This window comes from Nostoc sp. ATCC 53789 (assembly GCF_009873495.1).
Lineage (GTDB): Bacteria > Cyanobacteriota > Cyanobacteriia > Cyanobacteriales > Nostocaceae > Nostoc > Nostoc muscorum_A.
Genome location: NZ_CP046703.1, coordinates 4,019,464 through 4,043,990, shown reverse-complemented (window position 1 = coordinate 4,043,990; position 24,527 = coordinate 4,019,464). Strand labels below are relative to the sequence as shown.

Sequence of the window (24,527 nt, the reverse complement as noted above, 5' to 3'; positions counted from 1 at the left end):
ACTATAATAAATAGGGAAACAGTTTAAAATTTATTTTTTAAGCTTGAATTTTTAAGTTTGTATTGTCTATTTATCAGTCAACTTATCAACATTTGTCTTGATTAAAAAATCTTGAATTCGGTTGATAAAATCTTCCAAATCTGCGATTAAATTGTCCATGCCAGCAATCTCATGTTTACGACTCAGTAGCTCTAGTTTTTCTGCTGATTTCTGCATAATTGTAACTCCCATATTCCCACTAGAACCCTTGAGATGATGAGCTTCCCATGCAATTTGTTGAAAGTCTTGAGCAGCGAATGCAGTTTTGGTAAACTCTAAATGACTTTGGCTATCTTCTTGGAACAGTTGCAAGAATTCTAACTCTAACTCTGTATCGTTATCTGAAAGTTGATGTAAGTATTCCCAATCAATTATTTGGTCGATTAAATTTCTATTTTGACTATCTTGATTAGTAGATGCGGGATCTGGAATCATAACTGCCTCAGAAGTAATAATTATTTCATTCCAACGCTCTAGTACTACTGCTAAATCTTTTTTATTTACTGGTTTACTTAAATAGTCATCCATCCCTGCATCTCTACAGTTTTGTTGGTCTTCTGCCATAGCGTTAGCAGTAAGAGCAATAACCACAGGTTGCCGATGGCTAGCAAATGAACTTGCTGACCGACGACGAATTTCTCTTGTTGTTTCCAAACCATCCAAAATTGGCATTTGGTAATCCATGAAAATCAAGTCGTAAGGAATTTTATCTAATATCTGCAAAACTTCTTGACCATTGGCGACAACATCAGCTTTGTAGCCTAAATTCTGAAGCTGCTTGAGGATGACTTTTTGATTAACAAGATTATCTTCTGCTAGCAACAATTTTAACTTGTGTTTAGTGGAATCATTTATTGGTTCTACCTGTATTGGCACAAACGGTTGCTCAATTCTATAAACATGAGAGTCATTTAGTTTTGTTTGGCTTCCTAAGATATTCACGATCGTCTCCAGTAATCGCGATGGCTTCACTGGCTTGACCAAATAACTAGTAAATCCTATGTTTAGCGCCCTTTGCACTTCATCTGTTTGATTAGTATAGGTCAACATGATTAAAGGGATATCAGCAATGACAGGGTTTGCCTTAATTTGTATCCCCAAATTCATCCCATCTATTTCGGACATTTGCATATCAATCACAGCTATATCATAGGGAACTCCCTGCTCGACACTTTGCTGTAAGGCTTGTAAAGCCATAGTTGCAGAACTAGCCTCATCTACGTGCATCCCCCAACGTGTAGCTTGATGATAGATAATTTTGCGATTAGTTGCATTGTCATCTACGACTAACAAGTGCCGTTGATTTAAAAGTTCACGTTCATGATTCTGATAAACAGGTTGATGCTGTTTGGTAAAAGGTAACTCAAACCAAAATTTCGATCCTTTATCTATTTGACTTTCAACCTGAATTTCTCCTCCCATCAAATTTACTAACTGTTTACAGATAGCTAATCCTAAACCTGTACCACCATACTTACGTGTAATAGAAGCATCAACTTGGGTAAATGGTTGAAAAAGTTTACTTTGGTCTTGTAATGCCATGCCAATCCCCGTATCTGTAACGGAGAATTGGATTGTAGGTGTAGCGTAATTTTCTGATTGCAATTCTGCTCGTACCACCACCTCACCAGTACTAGTAAACTTAATAGCATTACCTATCAGGTTCATTAGAACTTGCCGTAAGCGATTAGCATCTCCTTGAAGATAAGTAGGGACATTGCGATGAATCAAGGCGGCAATTTTTAATCCCTTATGATGGGCTTGAGGAGCCAACAATTCTAAAACTTCTTCAACACAAGTGGATAAATCAAAATCCAGGGTTTCAAGCATCATTTCCCCAGCCTCCAGTTTGGATAAATCTAAAATCTCATTGATGAGATATAGAAGCGCGTCCCCACTGACACTAATTGTTTCTGCAAAATCTCTTTGTTCTGGTGTTAAAGAAGTTTCTAATAGCAAACCAGTCATTCCCAAAACAGCGTTCATGGGAGTGCGAATTTCATGGCTCATATTCGCCAAAAAACTACTTTTGGCTTCCGAAGCCAATTCTGCTTGTTGACGAGCAATTTCAAGTTCTTGTCGTTGCAGGGTTTCGGCTTCTAGTAACTTGGCTTGAGTTAAAGCAATGCCTATTTGGTTAGCTAATTCTCTTAAAAGTTCAATTTCCCAGCTTATCCATTGTCGAGAATGACTACATTGATGGGCAATGAGCAATCCCCAAAGTTCATGTTTGAGCATAATGGGGACAACAACGTTAGCCTTAACAGCAAATCTTTGTAGTAATTCAATGTGGCAAGGTTGGATATTCGCTTTTTCGATATCAGTAAAAGCTTGTATCCGTCCTTCACGGTATTTCTGAATATAATTTTCTGTGAAACAAGGGTCGAAAATGTTCTCTCCCAGAACTTTGGGAAAGTTGGGGAACACTGCCTCTTGCAGCGCCGTTAACGAATAATTTGATTCTAGTTGGAAGATTAATACCCGGTCTGTCTTTAGAAGCTTTTGCACCTCTGTAACGCTGGTTTTGAGGATTTCATCAATTTGTAAAGATTCACGAATTTTTAGGGTGACATTGGCTAACAATTTCGATCGCAAGTTTTGTTGTTGCAATTCATTCTCTGCTGTTTTAAGCTGCTGGTAAGCAGTAGCTTGTTGAATTGCGATCGCCATCTGGGTCGAAAGCTGTTGCACTAGAGAGATTTCTTCAGCTTCCCAAATTCGAGGAGCAAGACTTTCAACAACGTTCAGGAGTCCCCACAGGTTGCCATCTTGGATAATTGGAACCAAAATTTTGGCTCTAGTCTGCAACGTTTCCAGTAGTTTTCGATGGCAATCACTCATCTGCACTGTGTAGATATCACACACAACTCGAATTCCTTCATGGTGATATAGATCAAACACATCAGTAGCACAACAGGTATCCTCAATCTGTTTACCCCGGTAAGAAACATAACCATTCTTTACTGAGTCTGCCACCACAACCATGCTCCAGTCAGGTTGAAACTGCAAGATCATCGCGCGATCGCAATCTAAGAGCGATCGCACCTCTTGAACTGTTGTGTCGAGAATATCCTGTAGATTGAGCGAAGAATGGACTTGGCTAGCAATAGTTGCAATTAATTGTTCCCGCTCTGCTTTTGCCTTGAGTGTAGCTGTACGCTGCTGGACTAGCTCCTCTAATTCGGCGTTGCGATTTTTCAGCAGTGCTAATTTCTCTGCTTCTAATCGATTTACCTGATATTCCAATACTCCAACTAAATTAGTTAACTCGACTGGATTGAGTACTTTCAGAATACTGGTCTGAGTGACGATTCCTAATAACTCTCCTTGAGTTCCAGTCACAGCTATCCGCTTGACTAAGTATTGCCGCATTAGCTCTTGAACTCTCCACAGAGAGTACTCAGGGCTGACTGAGAAAACTGGTGTACTCATCACAACCTCTGCCTGGAGATGTCCAAAATCCAGTTCTAATGCTTGAAATTGGACAATATCTCGCTCTGTCAGAATCCCAATTGGTACTTGTATGACTTGACCTTGTGCCACTCTTTCTTTTACAAGTATCACTGAACTCACCCGATTTTCTGCCATCAGACGAGTAATAGCTAGCATAAAGACACTTGGAGCAGCGCAAATCACTTCCGAAGTCATCACATCTTCCGCTAGGCGCAGGTGCAGCAAGTCTATTGGACGTGACAATTGCTGCAAACTTTCATGAGTCAATAGTCCAACTATTTCATCTTGTTCATTAAGCAGGGGTAAGTGGCGAATCCGATACTGCTGGAGTAGATTGACAGCTAAGAACAGATCGGTAAATGCAGATTGGTGTAAGCTAATGACTGGATGTGCCATGACATCAGCGATCGCCAGATTCTCTAGTTTTCGCATTTGAGAACTGAGTCGAACCACGTCTCGTTCAGTAAAAATCCCTAACAACTGATTCCCTTCAACAATCAACACGCAACTTGATCGCGCCTCAAGATGCCTGGCTTCAATTTCCATATCTGCTTCTCTTGAAGATGAACACACAGTGCGACTACCACTCATCTGAGCGATCGCCGCCATCACAGATGTACTTGGCAAAACGATCAGTGGGTTGCGAACAATCGCTGACTCCAAATCAGCTTCTGTCAAAGCAGTGGAAGATATGAACATTCTTACAAGGACATTTCAAATTTTTCAACTGACACTTTATAATGCCCGTTCTACTAACCTATTTAACACGGGCACTAAAATATAAAAGAAAATAAACTGAGATAAGTAAGTTGGCACAATAACATCAAACTATGTAAAGGAAAATGAACTAGCCTAAAACCCTTCTAGCTATTGCCTATTGCCTATTGCCTTATCCCAACAACAATTATTTACGCCAACTTACTTAGATTCAAGAAGTTTACTTCTTTTCTATTTGGTAAGCCTGTAATAGATATTCGCCATTGAAATGAATTAGGTGAGTTGAATCTTCAGCAACCCAAACATCTGTTTCCCAAGCAATCTCTGCCAGATATGCCACCATTGCCTTACGGCTGAGAAATGCTGTTACCATCACCAGAGGGATTTCGGCATTTCTGAATAAGACTTCAAGTTCTTTCTTCCGTTTAGGATTAATTGGCCCATGTGAAGTTACAGCTTCAATCAGCACCAACCAGTTATTTGTTGTGAAGTGAATAATTACATCTGGCATTTTGCCGTGAGAATCGATGTTAACACCTAAATCTGTCAATGCTGCCGCATCAAAATGGGCAAACTTTTCATCTGTATCGCCAACATAGATGAGCTTTCCATTAGGTGTAAAACGAGAGCCAAAATCATTAATAATTTTTTCAATCAGAATATTTTGACCACCTGGTGATAAAGTTTTAATTTCTCCATCAATTACTATCGGAATACGAGACATTTCCCGTTCTTGAGCATACTGCTTTTTCAAAGTTTCAACTGAAGCAAGATAGGTACAGATGCTTTTTTCCCATTCTTAAGTACCGTAGGTTCGTAAGAGTTCGAGCGCACTGTTCTGAATTTGATATACAGTTTTTGGACTATTAACAGGGCGACTTAAATTATCTGGATTAGCAACTATCAAAGCTGCATCCAGAAATTGATGCACTGTCTGGCGGCGAACTGTTTCCCTTGTGTTGCGCTTATAAGTTTTGCCATAATGTTGAGCCATAAAGTCCATTATTGGCGTAATTCCCATCAAAGGGGAAGTTGCGAATTGCCAAGAGTCTGTCGGTTTTAAGCCAAGCAATGCTAAAAGAGTTAAAGCTGACCGTTCGTTCAGTTGTGTTCGGGGAAATTCTAATTGTGTCAATATTTGTAGCGCTTCATCAATTCGAGACTTAGTTACAATTGGATTATTCTCTGACAGATTCGACATACTCTGTAGTTGATTTTCTATAAGTTCATCAATTTCCCGCAAACAAGGAAACTGCTCTGTAATCTCTGTCCCTAAAGCTAATAACTGTTCCAAATTAGGGTACTTTAATTTTCGCAAATCTGTTGCATTTACCTGAGTATGCCCATTGAACAACCGAAAAAAAGCATCAACTAGGGTTGAATTGAGATAAACAGCAAGCCCACGAGCCAAGGTAAGGCTAAGTCCCCGTCCATCTTGATGAAAGTAATTCAAGTGATTTTCAAAACCGACATAGGCATAATTAAATTGATTGGCATCATAAACCACTGCGACAACACGCCTTTTCTCTTCTTTCGATGAAAATCTTTTGCATAAGACATAATGCTCATTTGGGATCAAAAGATTGGCTGTTTTTTCTAGGGCAACTATCGCTTGAGGCTTTTTGGTAATTTTTGGGTGTTCTACATATCCATTTGCTAAGTTCACCGGATAAATTAAAGGAACAGTATTGTTTTCTGCATTTGCTCTTAAGTACTCTTTTGCTCTAAAATCTACTACCCGTCCGGTTGAAACTGTTAGCCCTAAATCTTTCAAAGTGCAGGGAAAAATTTCAATTCGCTCAACAATTTGCTGGCTAATCTTATCTGGAATAATATGAATAAACTGCTCTCGATCGTTGGGATTAACTAAGGCTGTATATGGTACAGATTGTGACATTATCAAGTCATCATTAGCCCCAGAACTGGTATTGATGATGACGCTGCTAGATTTTTGCCTTTCTTTTATAGCTTGGATGATGATAGTTTCCTGCAAAATATCATCGTCACTAAATGCTTCTTGCCGCGACTCAAAAAGATGTACTTGTTGTAAAGCCATCATCTCTAAAAACATTTTGCGGAAGTCACGGAAATACGGCCCGTTGCAAAAACTGCGCGGGGTAATCGCTACAAACTCCCCACTTGGTTTTAGAAGTTGCGCTGTAGCTGCCATAAAACCAGTGTAAAGATTGCTAGTTTCCCAACCTATGGAATGCAGCAATTTCCGCACCTTAGAATTAGCATTAATTTTTAAATAAGGCGGGTTGAGAATAGCATGGGTAAATTCTGTTGCCTTTGCACTATTCAATAAACCAATCTGAAGTAGCCTGACTGCATCTTCGATAAAATCAGTCTCACGAATTTCGTAATTAAAGGAAATACCTACACGTTGACATTCCTTCTTACATAGCTCTAGAGTCTGATGCAAATATCCAATTAGAAAAGGGTCAATTTCATAAGCTACAACACACAAACTTGACGTATGTTGTCGATGCTGGCACACTTTTGCTACAAAAGCAGCTAGTAGTGAACCAATTCCGGCTCCAGCATCAAGCAAAGATATTTCAGGTAAATCAAGCCTATTAAACATTCCAGCCATCAATTCTGCTACTGAGGCGGGAGTGAGAAACTGACCCATCGATGCTTTTTTGTTTTGCCTGAGCTTTAAACTTGCTACAATCCGATGAAGATCGACTTCTGCAAGTAAGTTTGCACTTGATAGTTCTGTAAGGCTGGTAAAGCTCAAACTACTGTTATGACTTGTTAATAATGCTCTACTACTAGATGGGACAATCACGGTCTATCTTCTTAATTGCTATCAAGTTTATATAACAATACGGTTCAGTTAAGACTAAAACTTTGCGATCAAAGTCAATTTTTTAACGTAGACGCTTCGGCTTGCCGCAGGCTACCGCAAAGGCGCAGAGGACACAGAGAGAAAAGAGAAATGCTTAACTCAAGCGTATTGCGTTATAAGCCAATACAGTTCATTTAAGGCTAAAAATCTTTGCCAAAGTCAATTTTTTTAACGAACCGCAAAGGGCATAAAGGGGGAAAGGTTTCAAGTAATTAGTGCAAGTTTATTTAATCAACACTCAAAGAAGTCCTGCTGATTCATATAATCGTTTAAGCATTGCTGAAATCCTGGCACCATAGTCTAAATCTGCTGACCATCGCCCTGATAGTTGATCGATTAATGTTGCAATTCCACGTGTGACAAAGCGAAACCTTGGATCTACTACTTCTTGTACCAAAGGTTCTAAACTGGCGTAAGCTTTCAAATGTTGGACGTGTGCCCTCACTCCAATTCTGGCACTTGGAAAAGATGCAGCCTCTGAACCACCACCGATCGCACCTAAACCTGCAAAGTTATTTTGCTCAGGTTTAATATCTCCGCCAAAGCGTAAAAATCCAGTTTCTACACACATTTGGCAAAAGGCAATATCATAGTTTACTCCCTCTATCCCTGCTTCTTCCCGATAAAGTTTGGGAATATCTGGAAACTTTGCCAAAGCATTTTCGTTATTGTTTCTGAGGAATAATTGCAACTGTATTTCGGAAGTATTACCATTTGACATTACTCGTTCCAATTGACCAGGACAAACGATCAAATTGGAGCGCAAACTGACAGTCCGAGTTGCAGCGTCCCAATTAACGGCGACATTAAAATCTCGGAGTTCTATTGCTTTAATATAAACTATTTTGCGATAGGTAATTCGATTAACATTAGCGGCTTTTGAAAGATCAATTCGCAAACGATCTACTAAATCAATGGGGATGTAAGCATTGCCATTAACTAATACTCCTTGCTCTGAGTAATTTTGTCCATTAATATTAATATTAATTGGTGGATAATTTGCTTCGGTTGGAGTGCCAGGAGTAGGATCGATCGCACGGCTCCAAGTTGCCAATCCATCAGCAATTCCTAAAGCAAAATCGCGGCGACGAGTTTGCAGCAAAGCCCGATCCTCTGGATTGCTAAGAAAGCCTACTTGCATTGCCAAAGCTGGAAGCGTTGTCTGGCGACAGAATGCTAAACTACCTAATCCACTATCTGTATCTGGCTTGACTCCCCGATTTGGTAATTGAGGGACGCGGCGCAATAAACCCACTAGCAACTGTTCACCATTGCTTTTGCGATCGCTATTATTCGCAATATAAAAGACGCTAGCCCCACGCACAGAAGGGCTGTTAGCTGCATCAGATTTAATCTCTAAGGCAATATCACCTCGGCGGCCGCGAGAATTGATCCAGGTGATGGTTTGGGCGGCACTCAAGTCATCGGGAACTGCCAAAATTTCCAAATTCCGCGCCCTCAGTTCGGTGACAATCAAATCCCGCAGCAGAATCATCTCTTTAGCTTCAGTTGTACCACCTGCGATCGCACCTAGATCGATCCCTCCAGCTTCTCTGCCTCCATGAGCGGCTGATATAAAAATACGTCCCATTTTCAGTATTTCCTCTGATAAAATTAAATGTAAGCAATTGTATAGATCATTCTTGGTCTAGCAACAAGAATATAATAGCTATCAGTTGGTAAACCCACCGCAGTGTTAACTACCAACTCATGACTTAACAAATAGACTAGAATGCAAATCCCCCGCTTGCACCCAGATACAATTGAGGAAGTTAAACTACGGGCCGATATTGTAGATGTCGTCTCGGAATACGTAGTTTTACGCAAACGTGGAAAGGATTTTGTCGGTTTGTGCCCTTTCCATGATGAGAAATCTCCTAGTTTCACCGTCAGCCAGACTAAGCAAATGTACTATTGCTTCGGCTGTCAAGCTGGAGGAAATGCCATCAAGTTTGTAATGGAGTTGGGAAAGCGCTCTTTTGCCGATGTGGTGCTGGATTTAGCACGGCGTTACCAAGTACCTGTACAAACCCTCGAACCAGAACAACGTCAAGAATTGCAGCGTCAGCTATCTTTGCGTGAGCAGTTGTATGAAGTTCTGGCAATGTCCGCCCAATTTTATCAACACGCCCTGAGACAATCCCAAGGGCAAAAGGCACTTCAATATTTGCAATCTAACCGCCAACTAAAAGAAGAAACTATACAGCAATTTGGTTTAGGTTATGCCCCCGCAGGTTGGGAAACTCTCCATCGTTATCTAGTGGAAGATAAACATTATCCAGCGCAGATCCTAGAAAAAGCGGGATTGATTAAGCCGCGCAAGGAAGGAGGCGGTTATTATGATGTATTTCGCGATCGCTTAATGATTCCCATCCGCGATGTCCAAGGACGAGTCATTGCCTTTGGTGGCAGAACTCTCACAGATGAACAACCGAAATATCTGAATTCACCAGAAACGGAACTTTTTAGTAAAGGTAAAACATTATTTGCCCTTGATCAAGCTAAGGGTGGGATTTCCCAACTCGATCAAGCGGTGGTGGTAGAGGGATATTTTGATGCGATCGCTCTCCACGCTGCTGGGATTAATAATGCCGTTGCTTCCCTCGGTACAGCCTTAAGCTTAGAACAAGTCCGGTTAATTTTACGCTATACCGAATCGAAACAATTAGTACTCAACTTTGATGCTGATAAAGCCGGAACCAATGCCGCCGAACGTGCGATCGGTGAAATTGCCGAACTAGCATACAAAGGCGAAGTTCAGCTAAAAATTCTTAATTTAGCCGATGGTAAAGATGCTGATGAATATTTGCATAGCCACACTCCAGAAGACTATGGAGAACTGCTAAAAAATGCGCCACTTTGGTTAGATTGGCAGATTCAGCAAATTATTCAAAACCGAGACTTGAAACAGGCTACTGATTTTCAGCAAGTAACTCAGCAATTAGTCAAATTACTTAAAAATATCGCTAACAGCGATACACGAAATTATTACGTTTCCTACTGTGCAGAAATACTCAGTTTGGGAGATACCAGACTTATACCTCTGCGAGTCGAAAATCTGTTAACTCAAATTGCTCCGGCTGCGGCTGCATACACTAAACCTGTATCAGCAAAGCAAGCATGGGGAAGTAGTAAAGTTTCTCAATCCCCAATTCCTACAGAACGTAGTCTTTTAGAACACGCAGAAGCCTTATTATTGCGAATTTATTTACATTGTCCTGAACAACGTCAAGCGATTATTGCCGAACTAGAGGAGCGAGATTTGCAATTTAGCCTTTCCCACCACCGATTTTTATGGCAACAGATTTTAGAAATCTCATCCGGTGATGGAGAGACGAGAAATTTTGCGTCTCAACCAGATTTAATTTCCCGCTTGCAAGACCATTTTTTAGAATTTAGCAGCGAGATGGGGTTAATTTCCCATTTATTTCATGTGAATGAAAAAAACCAGAAAGAAATACTTCGGACTCCGCAAGTAGTTCAAGCTGCGATCGCTTGCATGGACTTGGTGATGCTGGAAAAACGCTATCGCCACTTTTTGGAACTATGGCAACAAACCGATCCAGAAGCTGAACCAGAGCGCTATCAATCTTATTATCAAGCTTTCTACGCCGAAAAAATCAAGCTCCAAAAAATAGACCGACAACGGCTATTCTCGATCACGGAGTTGCTGTAGCTTTGCACTCCTGAAGTTCTCTCGCAGAAATAACGCTAGCCATGCTTAAACTCACAGTTAAAACAGCCGTTATTGAAATGCTCGCTTGTCTTCAAATATTGTCGGAAATATAAACGATATAATTCACAGGCAGGAGTACTGCGATCGCCTTCTAAATTAATTAGCCCCATACTTTGTAATTTATATGCCAATACTGGCTCTAATTTCACATAATTTGTAGCGTTAATTACTTCATAAAAAGCATTTTGTAAGGCTGATTCATCTCGTAGCGCTAACACATATTGCTTTAAATATTCGTGATAAATTCCTGCTTCTGTGGGTGCTTCTTGCAATAGCTTTTCTAAATCCCGTTCTAGTCCCCCTTTACCCACTAGGTGATAAAAAGCTAATCGCACCAAATAAGGATATCCTCCTACCAGTGCCATCAAACTCTCGACTTTAGCATTTGTCCAATCCAAGCCGTGACGTAGTGCTAAATCCTGCACCTGCTCTTTTGTAAAGGGAGGTAACTTAATCGGCAAACCAATATTAAATGGTGATTGAGTTAGTTTTATGGGAACAAGAATTTCCGTTGAATAAACCAGAATCAGCCGCAGTTTTTGCCAAATTTCTACCCTTTTAGCTTGTTCATACCACGATCGCACTAACGGTAACAATTCTCCAGCAATTTCCTCATATTCAAATACCCAATCCACCTCATTCAATACCAACACAAGGGGAGTTTCCAGCGCAGACAGTAAATAATGTTGAAAATAGATAGAGCAACTTACTTTGCTACCCATATCTTCATCCCAATAATCATTGAGTTTTGGTTCTAACTGTAACTCTCGGCTGAGATTAGCACAGAACCAGCGCAAAAATTTATCCAAACTGGTAAATATTACTTTATCTGCTTGCTGAAAATCTAACGTCACGGTGCGAAAGCCTTGATTGTTAGCGCGTGCAAGCAATTGTAAAATCAGAGAGCTTTTCCCCATCTTCTTGGGTGCTTGGATGCAGATGAAACAGCCAGGTTTAGCTATTTCTGCGTAGGCAATTTCCTCAATTGGCGGGCGAGGGATGTAAAATCTGGAATTAAGGGATACTGGGCCACTAGGAAATTCTAAAGATATAGCCGTAGCTGCTTTGTTGAATTCCTTAATTAATTGCTGATGTGCTTTGCTAAGACGGTGATTTTCTACAGTCTGACGGAAGTTAGATTTATTTATCGGTTCTTTACAAAAATCACTCATTACTTGCCATAAATGAGCAGCAATTTTCCTGACACGTTCCTCGCCATAGTGAGCTTCACAGGCAATATTCGTGTAAGTTTTTCCTTCCCATGAAGAACGCAATATAATCTCTTGGAGCGTTGTTAAACCCGTTGCTTGACTGGCTTTTAGTAGCAATACTACTTCATCTATAGTCATTACTCATCGGCTCCAATTCAGCATGAATTTTATCACACCATTATGTTTTGGAAATCAATGTAGTCTACCTTGTATGAATAGCAGCCAGCCCTTTCCTAAAAAAGCTACAAACAAGGCTTGACAATATTTTTGTATCCTGAAACATTTGACGTGACTCAATCATAGAATTTTTTTTACAAAATTTTTCGAGTTTTTAAGTGATTATATTTGATTTGAACTACTTTTTTTAGACATATCTTAGAATGTAGATGCACACAATGTAGCTATTTTTTCTAAAAAATGGCTGCGGCGATCGCAACAGAGGTTACATTCGTCCGTTTACCTTTTTCGAAATTCCATCCAAATTGATGATATGGGCTGATATATTTCTAACTGAAGTTACAGCCTAATCAACCAAGTAGACGATTTATCCATAAATGGATCGTCAGGGTGCTAAGACAGCGTAGAGAGAGAGCTACAGGATATCTTCCTCACCGTACCAGCAGCTATGCATATCGAAGAACCCGCTACCCATAAACCGGAAGCTCCACTTTCAGTACAAGATTCGCAGAGTTTCCCAGAATCAAAAGACTTATCTCCAGAAAATTTAGATCCTTGTCAATGCTCACAAGCAGCCTTACAAATGGCATTAATCGCCAGTGGCTTGGGGTTGTGGGATTGGAATCTTATAACCAATAAAACCTATTACGATCCCCAGTGGAAGGGCATTCTGGGGTATGGATTAGACGAAATCGCTCATGAGCATAAATCCTTTGAGCGACTTGTACATCCACAAGATTTACCGAGAATTCGCCAGGTGTTGCACGATTATCTCCAAGGATGCACGCCTGTGTTTGAAGTTGAATTGCGAATGTTGACTAAATCCGGCGAATGGAAATGGATTTTGGCTTGTGGCAAAGTATTTCAGTGGGATGAATCCGGTAAACCAGTGCGAATGGCGGGGACACACAAGGATATTAGTCAGGATAAAGCGATCGCTACTCAACAATACCAACTACTTGAACAACTCCAAAGAGAAATTGCCCAACACCAATCTACCGAAGACCAAGTTAAAGAAAAATCACAGCAGCTAGAAACTACCCTCGAAGAACTCAAATATACCCAAAGGCAGTTATTGCAGAACCAGAAAATGGCTAACCTCGGCCAACTGGTGGCGGATATGGCTAACGAAATTAACAACCCTGTTAGCTTCATCTACGGCAATCTCCATCCTGCGAGTCAATACGCTGAAGATTTAATCAGAATCATTGAACTTTACCAACATTACTATCCCAAACCTACCCCAGTCATAGCCTTACATCTGCAATGCCTCGACCTTAGTTTCGTGAAGACAGACTTTTTAAAATTACTGTGGTCAATGCGAGCCGGCTCAGAGCGCGTTAAAGAAATTGTTTTTGCCTTGCGGAATTTTTCAACCTCTGACGAAGGCCAAATGAAAAAGGTTGACCTGCACGAAGGACTTGATAGTGTTCTGAGAATTTTACAACATCGGCTCAAAGAAAAGCCTGACAGAGCCAGGATTGAAGTAATTAAAGACTTTGGTGAATTACCCTTAGTCGAGTGTTACCCCGGCGATTTAAATCAGGTATTCATGAATATCTTAACTAATGCCATTGATGCCTTAGAAGAAAGGATGAAATATGATTATTCCTTTCCTCCCAAAATCTTTATTCATACAGAAATTGTTAGAAGTCATTTGTCATTAGTCAATAGTAATGATATTTGGCCAAATAACAAACAAACAGGAAAAAAACACAAAGTTATAATTCGCATTTCTGACAATGGTCAAGGTATACTTCCCCATATCCAAAGACAGATGTTTGAACCATTTTTTACCACCAAGCCAGTAGGTAAAGGTAAGGGACTTGGACTATCAATTAGTCGGGAAATTATCGTTGAAAAACATCAAGGTAAAATTAAGTGTAATTCTAAATTAGGTCAAGGTACAGAGTTGATAATTGAAATGAATACAACAGCAAGACACTATGCTGCGATTAGAAAACACGCCAGCTTTTAGGTAAAAATAAATTCATGAATACGAGAGTTGCCAACACGCCCAATACGGTTCGGTTAAGGTTTTTTGATGAAAATTCTAGATCACAAAGACGCGATAAATCGCCGTCTCTATGAAAGACTGATTATTGTAGAGACGGCGATTCATCGCGTCTCTTGTCTTAACCGAACCGTATTGCAACAGAATCGGTTGCTCATTTTATCCCATTACCATGATGCGCCAAGGCTGCCATTCCATATTCTGAAGCACGTAACTCCTTATCAGAGATTTCTGGCTCCTTGGTATAGACCGAACTCAGTAAGATATTCAGAACTCCACTTTCTTCAGCTTGACTAACAGCGCGATGTGTAATCAATTCACCTACATTCAGAATCACGTTGTCTTCTGGGTCAAGAATGACACGGGTAACTGGACGACCCAGAGCTTGTTCAATCCGTTGCTTCTTCATTGCCCGTGTACCGCGTCCTTGTAAGTTTTCTGCCTTCGCTTTCAAGGCTTGCCAAAAAGTGTTGAGATTCTCTTGAGCAATACTTGCCCCGTCACGCAGTTGAACTTTGTTTTCTAACCATCTGTCACTTGCGGTAGAACCGACTGCGGTTGCCAGAGTCAGACCAACAGCGTTCAGCAATTCTGCTTCTTTACCGTAAGTTTGGGCCCGATCCAGAAGGGATTCCGTCACAATTTGCCCAGATGCCGCAATAATTAAGCCATCGTTGGCACGCACTGTTTGTACGACTCTACGCCCTCTTGCCTGCTGGATCGCCACATGTCCTACCAGCGAATCAACCGAGTGACGCAGATTAGCGGCGCTACTGTGAGTTAGGCTCCCAATTCGATTGCTAGTAGATTCTGTTGCTGCTTGCAAATTGCGGCTGATATTGACAGTCAGGCTACCACCCGTAGCTCGATAAAGTTCATCCAGAATGTTCATGCGATCGGCCGCTTCTGCATCGACTAGCGTCACTTCCTGCCCCTGTAGTAGCAGTACATTGCCGTCTGGAGTCAGCACATCCCGCTCAACATGCTTGCCAATCACATATACCTTTTGCTCGGCAGGATCAACCAAATTGTTTGTTAGGGAAGCAGTTGCATCTCGATTGAGGTCTTGCAGTTTGCTGCTAGTAGCATCAGTTGCAGCTTGTAATTGTTCACCTACATTCTGGCTCGCTTCCTGTAGCCCACGGTTCACACTCTCTACCGAGCTTTGCAGCTGCTGATTCACGGTTTGAGCTGCTGTTTGCAATCTGCTATTGGTAGTCTCAGCCGATTCCTGTAATCTATCTCCAGTTGCTTGAACAACTCCTCGGATACCACCCACCTGTTCTTCCATCATTTGAGAGGTTTCTGGTGGTACAAAGGCAACATCATAACCAATTTTCAGGGCTTCACGAGCAGGAACGAACGATCGCCCCGAGTAAGCATCGGCAAATACACCGCCAGAAACTTCGTATCCTTCTACCAGTCCACTATGCTCATCGAAGAACAAATCGACCAATCCACCGAGGTCAAGTCCCTCAGTAGTCAGAATTCTTTTTTTTCTCAGCACAATATTTTGGTGCAGAATCTCTTTAATTGCAGGGACACGATGTGCCTTAACAACAGATTTTTTCGAGTTAACTACGATCGCATCCAACCCAATCGCTTGCACTTCTTCCCAAGAAATCACTTTTGCGTCTCTAAACAGTCCCTTTTCTGCAACTAAAAACCCCAAAAGTTGATTGTGTTTCTGATCAAATATTAAGTCTATAATTCGCACAATTTTCTTACCTGTGTCGTAGGCAACGACCACTTTATCGATAACATCACTACCTTTACGCATTTATCTATCCTTCAGATTCTTATTAATTTGGTTGTTTAATTACTTGTTCATTGGTTGCCTGACCTTTTATCTGAAAATATCGTCCTTCTCGGCCAAAACCGGGAACGATATCAATCATGCCAAAGTATTCGAGAAGTACCCCAAAGATGGCGATCAGGATAATGAAAACGGTGATATTAGCTCCAGTATTAGAGCGCTGTCCTACGAGTCTAGGCATTTTTTATCTTATTTATTGATGTTTTTATCGCTAAACTTGATTGTAAGTATCATACAAGAATATCTATATCATTAAATGTAGTTCAAATGTTTATTTATCGGCACATACATTACTTCAGTTGTTATTTAAAAATAAATAATTCCAAAAGATATATTTCCAAAGACAGATTTTTATCTAGTTATTCTCAAAACGTTGGATCTATTTTTTTGGAAAGAAATATTTTTATTCTTAGTATAGGAATCCGATTTGATTTCTGAAAAAATCTAAGTATGTGTAGGGTACGTTATCGCGTAGCGTAACGCACTCTACGTATATTTCAAAAATCAAATATGAGTCCTATATCAATACCATTAAAATACTTAAAAATAAAAATGTTTAGTACAAACTATACAACTTATACGCTATGCAAACGTTCGCTTAAATATGATTTCAAGCAGCAGGCTGTACTTGTAACATAAGCTGACTATGTTTGGGTGCGATTTATTTAGCTGCTTCTGTTATCTGGTTTAATTGATGACACGCCCCAGTATTTTTGTATCGAAACAACACTAGTCACACTTATACTTAAAGTTAAAACAGTAGCGAACATCTTTGCCAAAATACTGAATCATAAAATGGGAAAATAAGGGTAAGCAATACCACCCCCAAATTTGCAGGGCTATTTACTCAAGACAGACGCTTATGCTTGGTTGATTCTTCCTGTGCCCAATTCCCAGTGCCCCATGCCCAATTTTTAGGACAGATAAACAGCAAATTTTATCAGTCAAAATCTATGACTTTGACCCCCTCTCAAACTCGAAAGCGACCGACTCAAGCGATCGCAGCCAAAATTTTCCACTGGTGTAACATCATTAGCCTGTTTATCATGCTCACCAGTGGACTACAAATTTACAACGCCAACCCTGTTTTTGGTGGACGTGCAGGTTTGCACATTCCTCCCATCTTTACGTTAGGAGGTTGGCTTGCAGGAGGTAGACACTGGCATTTTGCTGCAATGTGGCTATTCTCACTCAATCTCTTGTGGTATGGAATTTACATTTTAATTACCCGACGCTGGCGACATCGGTTTGTCGGTGCGAATGACTTCAAAGCATTACAAAAAAGTCATAATTCCAAGCGCCTAATTTATGCTTGGCATCGAATTGCGTATACAGCAATTATTCCGATCTTGCTGCTGGCGTTATTTACAGGGATAGGAATGTATAAACCTGCTCAATTTCCCTGGATTGTGGATTTGTTTGGCAATTGGCAAGCATTGCGAATTGTTCACTTTGCCTCAGTCCCGATGGTTATCTTATTTGCAGTGATTCACTATCAATTAGGGCAAAAAGCTGGTGGTACTGAATTAACAGAATCAATGTTTTAGTTTGTCCTTTGTCCTTTGTCATTGGTCATGAGTAAAGGTTTTAAGCCTATTTATGTTTCGCAACATACTTTTGTTTTTTCGCGCCAACTTACTTAAAAAACTATGGTCATGCAGATAGAGAGATGCAGGTAATAATAATGACCAGTAACTAATGACCAATGACCAATGACAAATGACCAATGACCAATGACAAATGACAAATGACTCTTTAAAAAAAATGAACTTTTTTGATAAATTGAATCGTAGTATCTTGCAAAATCAAAGCTTACTATTTGTAGGACTTGATCCAAATCCAGAAATGATGCCTGTGCGTTATGAATCTGAAGAACTCATCGCTGGTTTGGAAAAGTGGTTACAATTCATTATTGCGGAAACTGCTGGTTACGTTTGTGCTTATAAACCGACACTTGGCTTCTACGAAGCGTTAGGTATTCCCGGTTTAGAACTGCTGTACAAAACTTTAGCAGCGATTCCAGCGCACATCCCAGTAATTTTAGATGCCAAACACGGTGACTTAAATACTAGTACCATTTTTGCCCAAACTGTGTTTACAGAATGGCAGGTGGATGCAATCACTCTTAGTCCCTATACAGGACAAGATCATGTAGCACCTTTTTTGGTCTATCCTGAAAAAGCGGTATTTATCTTATGCTGTACTTCTAATCCAGGTGCAGAAGCTTTACAGCAATATCCCACAAACGAGTCACCCCTTTATTTACAGGTAGTAAAAGAATCAAAAACCTGGGGAACTCCAGAACAATTGGGTTTGGAAGTAGGAACTACAAATGCTGAAGTTTTGGCACAGATTCGAGCGATCGCACCGGAACGGATTATTATGGCGCGTAGCATCTGGGCGAAGGGTGGAAACCTAAGACAAATTTTAGAAGCAGGGTTGAATGCTAACGGTGATGGTTTGCTGATTCCTGTTCCTCAAGATATGTTGGGAAACACACAATTATCTCAGGAAGTCGAGTCTTTACGCGCAGAAATTAATCAACTAAAAACTGAAATTATTCACGAAAATTCTACATGTTCTGTATGGTTTCCTGATGTTTGTTTTCTAAATCAGCACCCCTACCAGGATTTGATTTTACAACTTTATGACATTGACTGTATTATGTTTGGCAGCTTTGTCCAAGCATCAGGAGCGATATTCCCTTATTACATCGACTTACGCAAAATTATTTCTAATCCTCAAGTTTTTAATCAAGTTCTCACAGCCTATGAGGATATTTTGAAGAATCTCAATTTTGATAGATTAGCAGGTATTCCCTATGGTTCTTTGCCTACCGCGACTGGTTTAGCTTTGCGCCTTCATTGTCCAATGATTTTCCCCCGTAAAGAAGTAAAGGCCCACGGAACGCGCAGAGTTATTGAGGGTCACTTTCATCCTGGCGAAACAGTTGTGGTAGTTGACGATATTCTCATCAGTGGCAAAAGTGTTATGGAAGGCGCAGGAAAGTTAGAATCAGCAGGATTAAATGTTAATGATATTGTGGTACTTATCGATCATGAACAAGGTGTGAAAGATAGGTTACAGCAAAATGGTTATCGTAGCCATTCAGTTTTAACTATTTCAGAAATTACCAATACTCTTTATCAAGCAGGACGAATAAATGAGGAGCAATTTTTAGCTTTTGCTGAAAGTTAATAATTGGGAATGGGGAATTGGGAACTTCTACTGAGCGTAGTCGTAAAGCCTGCGGCATAGCTACGCTTAGGGCGCAGCCTCTCGTAGAGAAGTATTGGGAAGATTTTTTTCATGTTCTTACCGTTGAGTATATTTCACCAGTTAAATCTAGTAACTAGAATAATTTTAGTTTTAAATTAATTATGAATTTTCCACTCAATCAACTACTTAGATGGTTAATTTTTACGCTGTTATTTCCCCTAGTGTTTCTCAATGGTTGGCTAGCATTTTTGCTTGTTAACAATTTTCAACCTGTCGTAACAATTCTTGTCTTAGCTACTTTGCTTGCATTCGTTTTAAACTATCCTGTTGCCATTCTTCAAAAGCAAGGAGTGAAACGTGGCTATGCAGTATCATTAGTTTTTATATCAGCATTGATAATTATCGTTGCTCTGGGTATCACTTTAGTTCCTATTGTGTTAGAGCAATTTAATGAGATGATGAAAGTTCTTCCTCAATGGATTGATTCTAGCGAAGAAAAACTTCAAATTTTAAATAATTGGTTCTTTAAGCACAAATTAAATGTGAATTTAAGTCACCTATTAACACAAGTAACTGACCAATTACCTAATGAATTAGAGTTCGTTACGGATAAACTTTTAAGCATTATTGTAGATACGATTGATAGTGTTTCTGATGCCTTAATCATAGTAGTAATAACTTTTTACCTCTTGTTAGATGGCCCAAGAATTTGGGAGGAGATATTTAAGAAGTTACCGGGTAATTTTGCCCAACAAGTAAGCCAGTCTATTCAGCAAAACTTTCAAAATTACTTGATTGGGCAAGGAACTTTGGCTTTGCTGATGGGAGTTTCAGAAACATTAATGTTTTTAGCTTTTCAAGTCCAGTTTGCTTTACTCTTTGGTTTGGGAGTCGGGCTTTTGAGCTTAATTCCCTTTGGCGATGTCGTCAGCGTGGTTGTAATAACTTTCATAATAGCCACACATGACTTTTGGCTAGCAGTGAAGGTTTTTGCGGTAGCTGTTGTTATTGACCAGTTAATCGATCAGGCGATCGCACCACGGCTTTTAGGCAGATTTACTGGGCTTAGACCAATATGGGTGTTAATTGCTTTACTTGTAGGAACTAATGTCGGTGGAGTTTTAGGTTTGCTAATTGCAGTACCTGTGGCTGGTTTTATCAAGGATGCAGCAGATGGTTTTTCTAAATCTGGTGATTCTGAGGATGTAGTTAAAAGTGAAGTAGCATCAGAATTGTTGCCAGAGGAATCAGTATAGAAATGAGTTGTTTATAACACTAAGTTGCAACGGTATCATCAAGGATGAAGTGTAATAGTCAGGATAGTTATAACTCCTTGTTCAGATCCGTAATACCAAAAAACTCGAAAAGCAGCAGGTGTTTTGTTTTCTACATAGGCTTCAAAAATTTCTTCTCCATTTGGCCCTGATAAAGATTCATATTTGTGAGTATTCAAACTAGGGTGTCGTAGGTTTGTTTCCATTAAACCCAGCGTTTTTAAAACTTTTTGGTACTTCTTAGAGTCAGTTTGTTGTAGTTTAGCTAGTGCTGTACTAGCCTCGCTTGAAAATATTATCTTAAAATTCACTATTGCTCAGTTTGGTAGATTAACCCTTGTGACAAGGATTATGTTTTAAAATCACTGTTCACGGCTAGTGTCCTGGTGACATCCTCTATTCATCAATTTCTAAATCCGCATACTGGGCAAACGAACCTAAGTCGTGAAGTTCACCAGAACTTGCCTGTTTTATGCCAACTTCTAATGAGCTACGAGCTATAGAATTTTGCCATATCCAAAGTTCTCTTTGTGGAATGCTTACAATTGGATCTAGCAGAATTTGTCCTAACTCATTAATCAGCACTCGATAGCTCTTTGCTTTGGCAACAGTACCCAAGGTTAATCGTCCTTTGCCATCAGTTTTGACACTATCTTTAACTATTTGGAAGTCCTGATTTTCAATCATATTGCTGCTATGCTGCTATATCCTAAACTCATTATAAACATCTGTGGGTAAGTGGGTATTGCCCACTTCCAAGAAAATTGCATAAAAAAGCCCCTAGTATATCTACTAGGGGTGAGAAATAATACCATTTCACTTTATGTTTGTCGAAGATGACCCTGCGATCGCCTCTACTTAGATGAGAGGCTAATTATTTCTCAAATATTACAGCAAAAAGCGATCGGGTATAAAATTAGCCAACATTTGCTAAGAGCAATTCTCGTTTTTCTAATTTTTGCACTCTCACCTGAGAGTCATCATCAACATCGATAAGCGCTGTGTCTCCATCTGTAATTTGACCAGACAGCATTGCTTCAGCGAGAGAATCTTCAAGGAGGCGCATAATTGCCCGACGTAATGGCCTAGCGCCATAGCTAGGGTTATAGCCTTCTTGTACTACAAGTTCTTTGAAGCGATCGCTAACTTCAAGAATAATTCCCTTTTCTGTCAAGCGTTTAGAAACTTCACGAAGCATAATTTCAGCAATTTGCTTCACTTCATCCCTAGAAAGCTGGGTGAAGACGATAATTTCATCAAGACGGTTTAGGAACTCAGGACGGAAGTAAGCTTTCAATTCCTCATTTACCAAGGTGCGGATGCGGTTATAACTAGCATCGGCTTGAGTGTCGAAGTCAAAGCCTAAACCACTACCACCTTTTTCAATTACCTTGGAACCGATGTTGGAAGTCAAAATGATCAGCGTGTTCTTGAAGTCAACTTTCCGACCTTTGGCATCGGTAAGATGACCGTCATCCAAGATTTGCAGCAGCATATTGAATACATCGGGGTGTGCTTTTTCGATTTCGTCGAATAGCAACACTGTGTAAGGTTTCCGCCGCACGGCTTCTGTAAGTTGTCCGCCTTCGTCGTATCCGACGTAACCAGGAGGCGAACCAATGAGCTTGGCGACAGTATGACTTTCCATGTATTCGGACATATCTAGCCGAATCATCGAGTCTTCCGCACCGAAGAAGTAGGAAGCTAGTGCCTTCGCCAATTCTGTTTTACCGACTCCGGTAGGCCCAGAGAAGATAAAGCTAGCAATGGGACGATTGGGATTTTTCAAGCCGACGCGGGCGCGACGGATACCGCGAGATACAGCCGAGACTGCTTGTTCTTGACCGATGAGGCGTTGATGCAGAGTGTCTTCTAGGTGCAGAAGCAACTCTGACTCAGATTCAGTCAGTTTGTTGACTGGTACGCCAGTCCAAGAGGCAACGATTTGAGCAATGTCTTCTTCGTCAACGACGGTGCAGTTGACAGGTTGCTCGTTTGGTGTAAATGTTGCTTGCAGTTGTTCTGCGAGTTTTAACTCTTGGTCGCGTAGAGTTACAGCTTTGTCAAAATCTTGGACTCTGACTGCTGCTTCTTTTTCTTTGGTAACGCCAGCGAGTTCACGCTTGAGTTCTTTATTGGGAGAACTTTGGGAGTTCCGCAGACGAACGCGAGAACCAGCTTCATCAATTAAGTCTATTGCCTTATCTGGCAAGAAGCGATCGCTAATATAGCGGTCTGATAATTCTGCGGCTGCGACAAGTGCCGAATCCAAAATTGTGACTTTGTGGTGCTGTTCATAAGCGCCGCGCAAGCCGTAAAGAATTTGTACGGTTTCTTCTACCGAGGGTTCACCAACCATAATTGGTTGGAAACGACGCTCTAGGGCGGCATCACGCTCGATGTGCTTGCGATACTCATCCAGGGTTGTTGCGCCGATACACTGGAGTTCACCCCGTGCTAAGGCAGGCTTGAGGATGTTGGCTGCATCCAAACCACCTTCTGTACCACCAGCACCAACCAAGGTGTGAATTTCGTCAATTACCAGAATGATGTTGCCGACAGTGCGAACTTCTTCCACAACTTTTTTGATGCGTTCTTCAAAATCGCCACGGAATCGAGTTCCAGCTACCAATGACCCCATATCGAGGCTGATAACTTGCTTATCCTGTAAGGTTTCGGGAACATCTTGGTTGATAATTCGTTGAGCTAGACCTTCTGCGATCGCAGTTTTACCAACTCCTGGTTCTCCAATCAACACGGGATTATTCTTAGTGCGGCGACCGAGAATTTGGATAGCCCGCTCAATTTCCTTCTCACGACCAACTACAGGGTCGAGTCTGCCTTCTTGCGCTAATTTGGTCAAATTTCTGCCATATTCTTCCATCGTTAGCGGTTGGGTGCGCTTTTGATTACCACTACCAGCGAAAGCAGGTGCATTTTCACCCAAACGGCGAACTATGGCACTACGGACACTCTTGAAGTCAACTCCCAGATTTTGCAGGACTTTGGCGGCGACACCTTCACCAGCCTCAGTTAATCCTAAGAGTAAGTGTTCTGTGTTGATGTAATTCTGTCCCAGACTATGAGCTTCTTTAAAAGATTGCTCGAAGAGGCTTTTCACCTTGGGAGTGAAAGGAATTTCTGGTGGTACAAAGCCAGAACCCCTACCAATAATTTTTTCTACCTCACGACGCGCGTCTTTGAGGGTAACGCCTAATTCGGCCAGCACTTTAGCAGCAACCCCAGTTCCTTCTCCCATCAAACCCAGGAGAATTTGTTCAGTTCCTACGAAATTGTGTCCCAGGCGACGTGCTTCTTCCTGAGCTAGCATAATTACTCTAATGGCTTCGGAAGTGAAGTGTTCAAACATAATGGGTTCTTGCTCCCTCGCTGCTTGGACTTTGGGTGATATAAAATTCACCCTCATCTAAAGTTTTTTGTATTTTCTTAAGGACTAATGTAACTTTATTTAAAGTTAAGTGGCAGTGGTGAGAGCCGTAAGACATCAGGTGTACTAGCCGTCTAAGAGGATTTAAGAGTTGTGAGTTAGAGGTTAGGAGTAAGTAAGGAGTTCTCAATTTTACAATTAACTTTTCCGTGGAGAAGATGATTTTTTTTGCCTTTTCTGCTCCTCTGCTCTCGGCTAAACTTAGAACTCAGGACTCAGAACGGGCTAAACCCTAACTATCCGCTAACAATACTCAGGACTGACGATGATTGAACCAACGGTTGGTAAAGACCAACAACACCCTCTTTATAATCGCGATCGCCCCCTTATTGATATCTTACTCGCTCAAGAGGCGACAGACTATAACTTAGCAGAATTAGCTAGGCTACGAATGCGTTATCAAGGCTTTCCAGGCGCAAGAGACATCCAAAAAGACCTAAATAAAGTCTTGCAGCAGTGGGGTTTGACCGAAACTGAGCTTTTTGAGAAAACTCGCAAAATTCACGATTTGGGCGGTATTTACAAAAGTCGCGGTAAAAAAGACGAACAGGATTGGAATTAGAAATGGG

The 24,527-nt window shown here is 40.8% G+C and carries 16 protein-coding genes; 6 read left to right on the top strand and 10 right to left on the bottom strand.

All coding sequences use genetic code 11. The annotated features are described in order from the left end of the window. Window positions 1-66 precede the first annotated feature (66 nt). The 4 genes from GJB62_RS16690 to GJB62_RS16680 all read right to left on the bottom strand — a co-directional run bounded on the left by GJB62_RS16690 (window position 67) and on the right by GJB62_RS16680 (window position 8,654). On the bottom strand, window positions 67-4,191 hold the full coding sequence (locus GJB62_RS16690; protein WP_114081316.1) for a response regulator: 4,125 nt from the start codon (window positions 4,189-4,191) through the stop codon (window positions 67-69). Window positions 4,192-4,429: 238 nt separating this feature from the next. Beyond that, complete coding sequence (locus GJB62_RS37495) at window positions 4,430-4,963, bottom strand: BsuBI/PstI family type II restriction endonuclease (RefSeq protein WP_245245948.1); 534 nt, start codon at window positions 4,961-4,963, stop codon at window positions 4,430-4,432. Between the two features lie 45 nt (window positions 4,964-5,008). Beyond that, window positions 5,009-7,003: an Eco57I restriction-modification methylase domain-containing protein gene (locus GJB62_RS16685; protein WP_245245947.1), complete on the bottom strand. Its 1,995-nt coding sequence runs from the start codon at window positions 7,001-7,003 to the stop codon at window positions 5,009-5,011. A gap of 298 nt (window positions 7,004-7,301) precedes the next feature. Further along, entirely contained in the window at window positions 7,302-8,654 is a 1,353-nt protein-coding gene (locus GJB62_RS16680; RefSeq protein WP_114081317.1) for an N-acetylmuramoyl-L-alanine amidase, read from the bottom strand. Window positions 8,655-8,795: 141 nt separating this feature from the next. Here GJB62_RS16680 and dnaG point away from each other — a divergent pair, with 141 nt between their 5' ends. Then, entirely contained in the window at window positions 8,796-10,739 is a 1,944-nt protein-coding gene (gene dnaG, locus GJB62_RS16675) for a DNA primase (protein ID WP_114081318.1), read from the top strand. A gap of 35 nt (window positions 10,740-10,774) precedes the next feature. Here the strand turns inward: dnaG and GJB62_RS16670 are convergent, their stop codons facing one another. Beyond that, a complete protein-coding gene (locus GJB62_RS16670; protein ID WP_114081319.1) occupies window positions 10,775-12,148 on the bottom strand; it encodes an AAA-like domain-containing protein in 1,374 nt (457 codons plus the stop codon). 487 nt (window positions 12,149-12,635) lie between these two features. On the opposite strand from GJB62_RS16670, the gene GJB62_RS16665 reads away from it, so the two are divergent. Further along, window positions 12,636-14,165: a PAS domain-containing protein gene (locus tag GJB62_RS16665; RefSeq protein WP_114081320.1), complete on the top strand. Its 1,530-nt coding sequence runs from the start codon at window positions 12,636-12,638 to the stop codon at window positions 14,163-14,165. Window positions 14,166-14,355: 190 nt separating this feature from the next. On the opposite strand, the gene GJB62_RS16660 is transcribed toward GJB62_RS16665, so the two are convergent. Together GJB62_RS16660 and GJB62_RS16655 are read right to left on the bottom strand one after the other, a co-directional pair. Continuing rightward, window positions 14,356-15,981: a PRC-barrel domain-containing protein gene (locus GJB62_RS16660; protein WP_114081321.1), complete on the bottom strand. Its 1,626-nt coding sequence runs from the start codon at window positions 15,979-15,981 to the stop codon at window positions 14,356-14,358. 22 nt (window positions 15,982-16,003) lie between these two features. Continuing rightward, a complete protein-coding gene (locus GJB62_RS16655) occupies window positions 16,004-16,198 on the bottom strand; it encodes a hypothetical protein (protein WP_114081322.1) in 195 nt (64 codons plus the stop codon). A 772-nt stretch (window positions 16,199-16,970) separates the two neighbouring features. Here GJB62_RS16655 and GJB62_RS16650 point away from each other — a divergent pair. From GJB62_RS16650 to GJB62_RS16640, 3 genes are all read left to right on the top strand, one after another. Continuing rightward, a complete protein-coding gene (locus GJB62_RS16650) occupies window positions 16,971-17,564 on the top strand; it encodes a cytochrome b/b6 domain-containing protein (RefSeq protein WP_114081323.1) in 594 nt (197 codons plus the stop codon). Window positions 17,565-17,781: 217 nt separating this feature from the next. Beyond that, window positions 17,782-19,215 carry a bifunctional orotidine-5'-phosphate decarboxylase/orotate phosphoribosyltransferase gene (locus tag GJB62_RS16645; protein ID WP_114081385.1) on the top strand — a complete coding sequence of 478 codons (1,434 nt, stop codon included), beginning with the start codon at window positions 17,782-17,784 and terminating at the stop codon, window positions 19,213-19,215. Between the two features lie 182 nt (window positions 19,216-19,397). Continuing rightward, window positions 19,398-20,492, top strand: a complete 1,095-nt coding sequence (locus GJB62_RS16640; protein ID WP_114081324.1) for an AI-2E family transporter — start codon at window positions 19,398-19,400, stop codon at window positions 20,490-20,492. A 38-nt stretch (window positions 20,493-20,530) separates the two neighbouring features. Here the strand turns inward: GJB62_RS16640 and GJB62_RS16635 are convergent, their stop codons facing one another. The 3 genes from GJB62_RS16635 to GJB62_RS16625 form a co-directional block, all read right to left on the bottom strand. After that, complete coding sequence (locus GJB62_RS16635; protein WP_114081325.1) at window positions 20,531-20,821, bottom strand: hypothetical protein; 291 nt, start codon at window positions 20,819-20,821, stop codon at window positions 20,531-20,533. An 85-nt stretch (window positions 20,822-20,906) separates the two neighbouring features. Beyond that, the gene (locus GJB62_RS16630; protein ID WP_114081326.1) at window positions 20,907-21,197 is read right to left on the bottom strand and encodes a hypothetical protein; all 291 of its coding nucleotides are present in this window, start codon (window positions 21,195-21,197) and stop codon (window positions 20,907-20,909) included. A 229-nt stretch (window positions 21,198-21,426) separates the two neighbouring features. Continuing rightward, window positions 21,427-23,880 carry an ATP-dependent Clp protease ATP-binding subunit gene (locus GJB62_RS16625; RefSeq protein WP_114081386.1) on the bottom strand — a complete coding sequence of 818 codons (2,454 nt, stop codon included), beginning with the start codon at window positions 23,878-23,880 and terminating at the stop codon, window positions 21,427-21,429. A gap of 343 nt (window positions 23,881-24,223) precedes the next feature. On the opposite strand from GJB62_RS16625, the gene GJB62_RS16620 reads away from it, so the two are divergent. Beyond that, the gene (locus GJB62_RS16620) at window positions 24,224-24,520 is read left to right on the top strand and encodes a DUF3288 family protein (RefSeq protein ID WP_114081327.1); all 297 of its coding nucleotides are present in this window, start codon (window positions 24,224-24,226) and stop codon (window positions 24,518-24,520) included. Window positions 24,521-24,527 lie beyond the last annotated feature (7 nt).

Coding starts and splice junctions, on each gene's coding strand:
- GJB62_RS16670 (WP_114081319.1), bottom strand. CDS start 12,148: ATGACTATAGATGAAGTAGTATTGCTACTAAAAGCCAGTCAAGCAACG.
- GJB62_RS16625 (WP_114081386.1), bottom strand. CDS start 23,880: ATGTTTGAACACTTCACTTCCGAAGCCATTAGAGTAATTATGCTAGCT.
- GJB62_RS16640 (WP_114081324.1), top strand. CDS start 19,398: ATGAATTTTCCACTCAATCAACTACTTAGATGGTTAATTTTTACGCTG.
- GJB62_RS16655 (WP_114081322.1), bottom strand. CDS start 16,198: ATGCCTAGACTCGTAGGACAGCGCTCTAATACTGGAGCTAATATCACC.
- GJB62_RS16620 (WP_114081327.1), top strand. CDS start 24,224: ATGATTGAACCAACGGTTGGTAAAGACCAACAACACCCTCTTTATAAT.
- GJB62_RS16630 (WP_114081326.1), bottom strand. CDS start 21,197: ATGATTGAAAATCAGGACTTCCAAATAGTTAAAGATAGTGTCAAAACT.
- GJB62_RS16660 (WP_114081321.1), bottom strand. CDS start 15,981: ATGCGTAAAGGTAGTGATGTTATCGATAAAGTGGTCGTTGCCTACGAC.
- dnaG (WP_114081318.1), top strand. CDS start 8,796: ATGCAAATCCCCCGCTTGCACCCAGATACAATTGAGGAAGTTAAACTA.
- GJB62_RS16690 (WP_114081316.1), bottom strand. CDS start 4,191: ATGTTCATATCTTCCACTGCTTTGACAGAAGCTGATTTGGAGTCAGCG.
- GJB62_RS16665 (WP_114081320.1), top strand. CDS start 12,636: ATGCATATCGAAGAACCCGCTACCCATAAACCGGAAGCTCCACTTTCA.
- GJB62_RS16650 (WP_114081323.1), top strand. CDS start 16,971: ATGACTTTGACCCCCTCTCAAACTCGAAAGCGACCGACTCAAGCGATC.
- GJB62_RS16645 (WP_114081385.1), top strand. CDS start 17,782: ATGAACTTTTTTGATAAATTGAATCGTAGTATCTTGCAAAATCAAAGC.
- GJB62_RS16680 (WP_114081317.1), bottom strand. CDS start 8,654: ATGGGACGTATTTTTATATCAGCCGCTCATGGAGGCAGAGAAGCTGGA.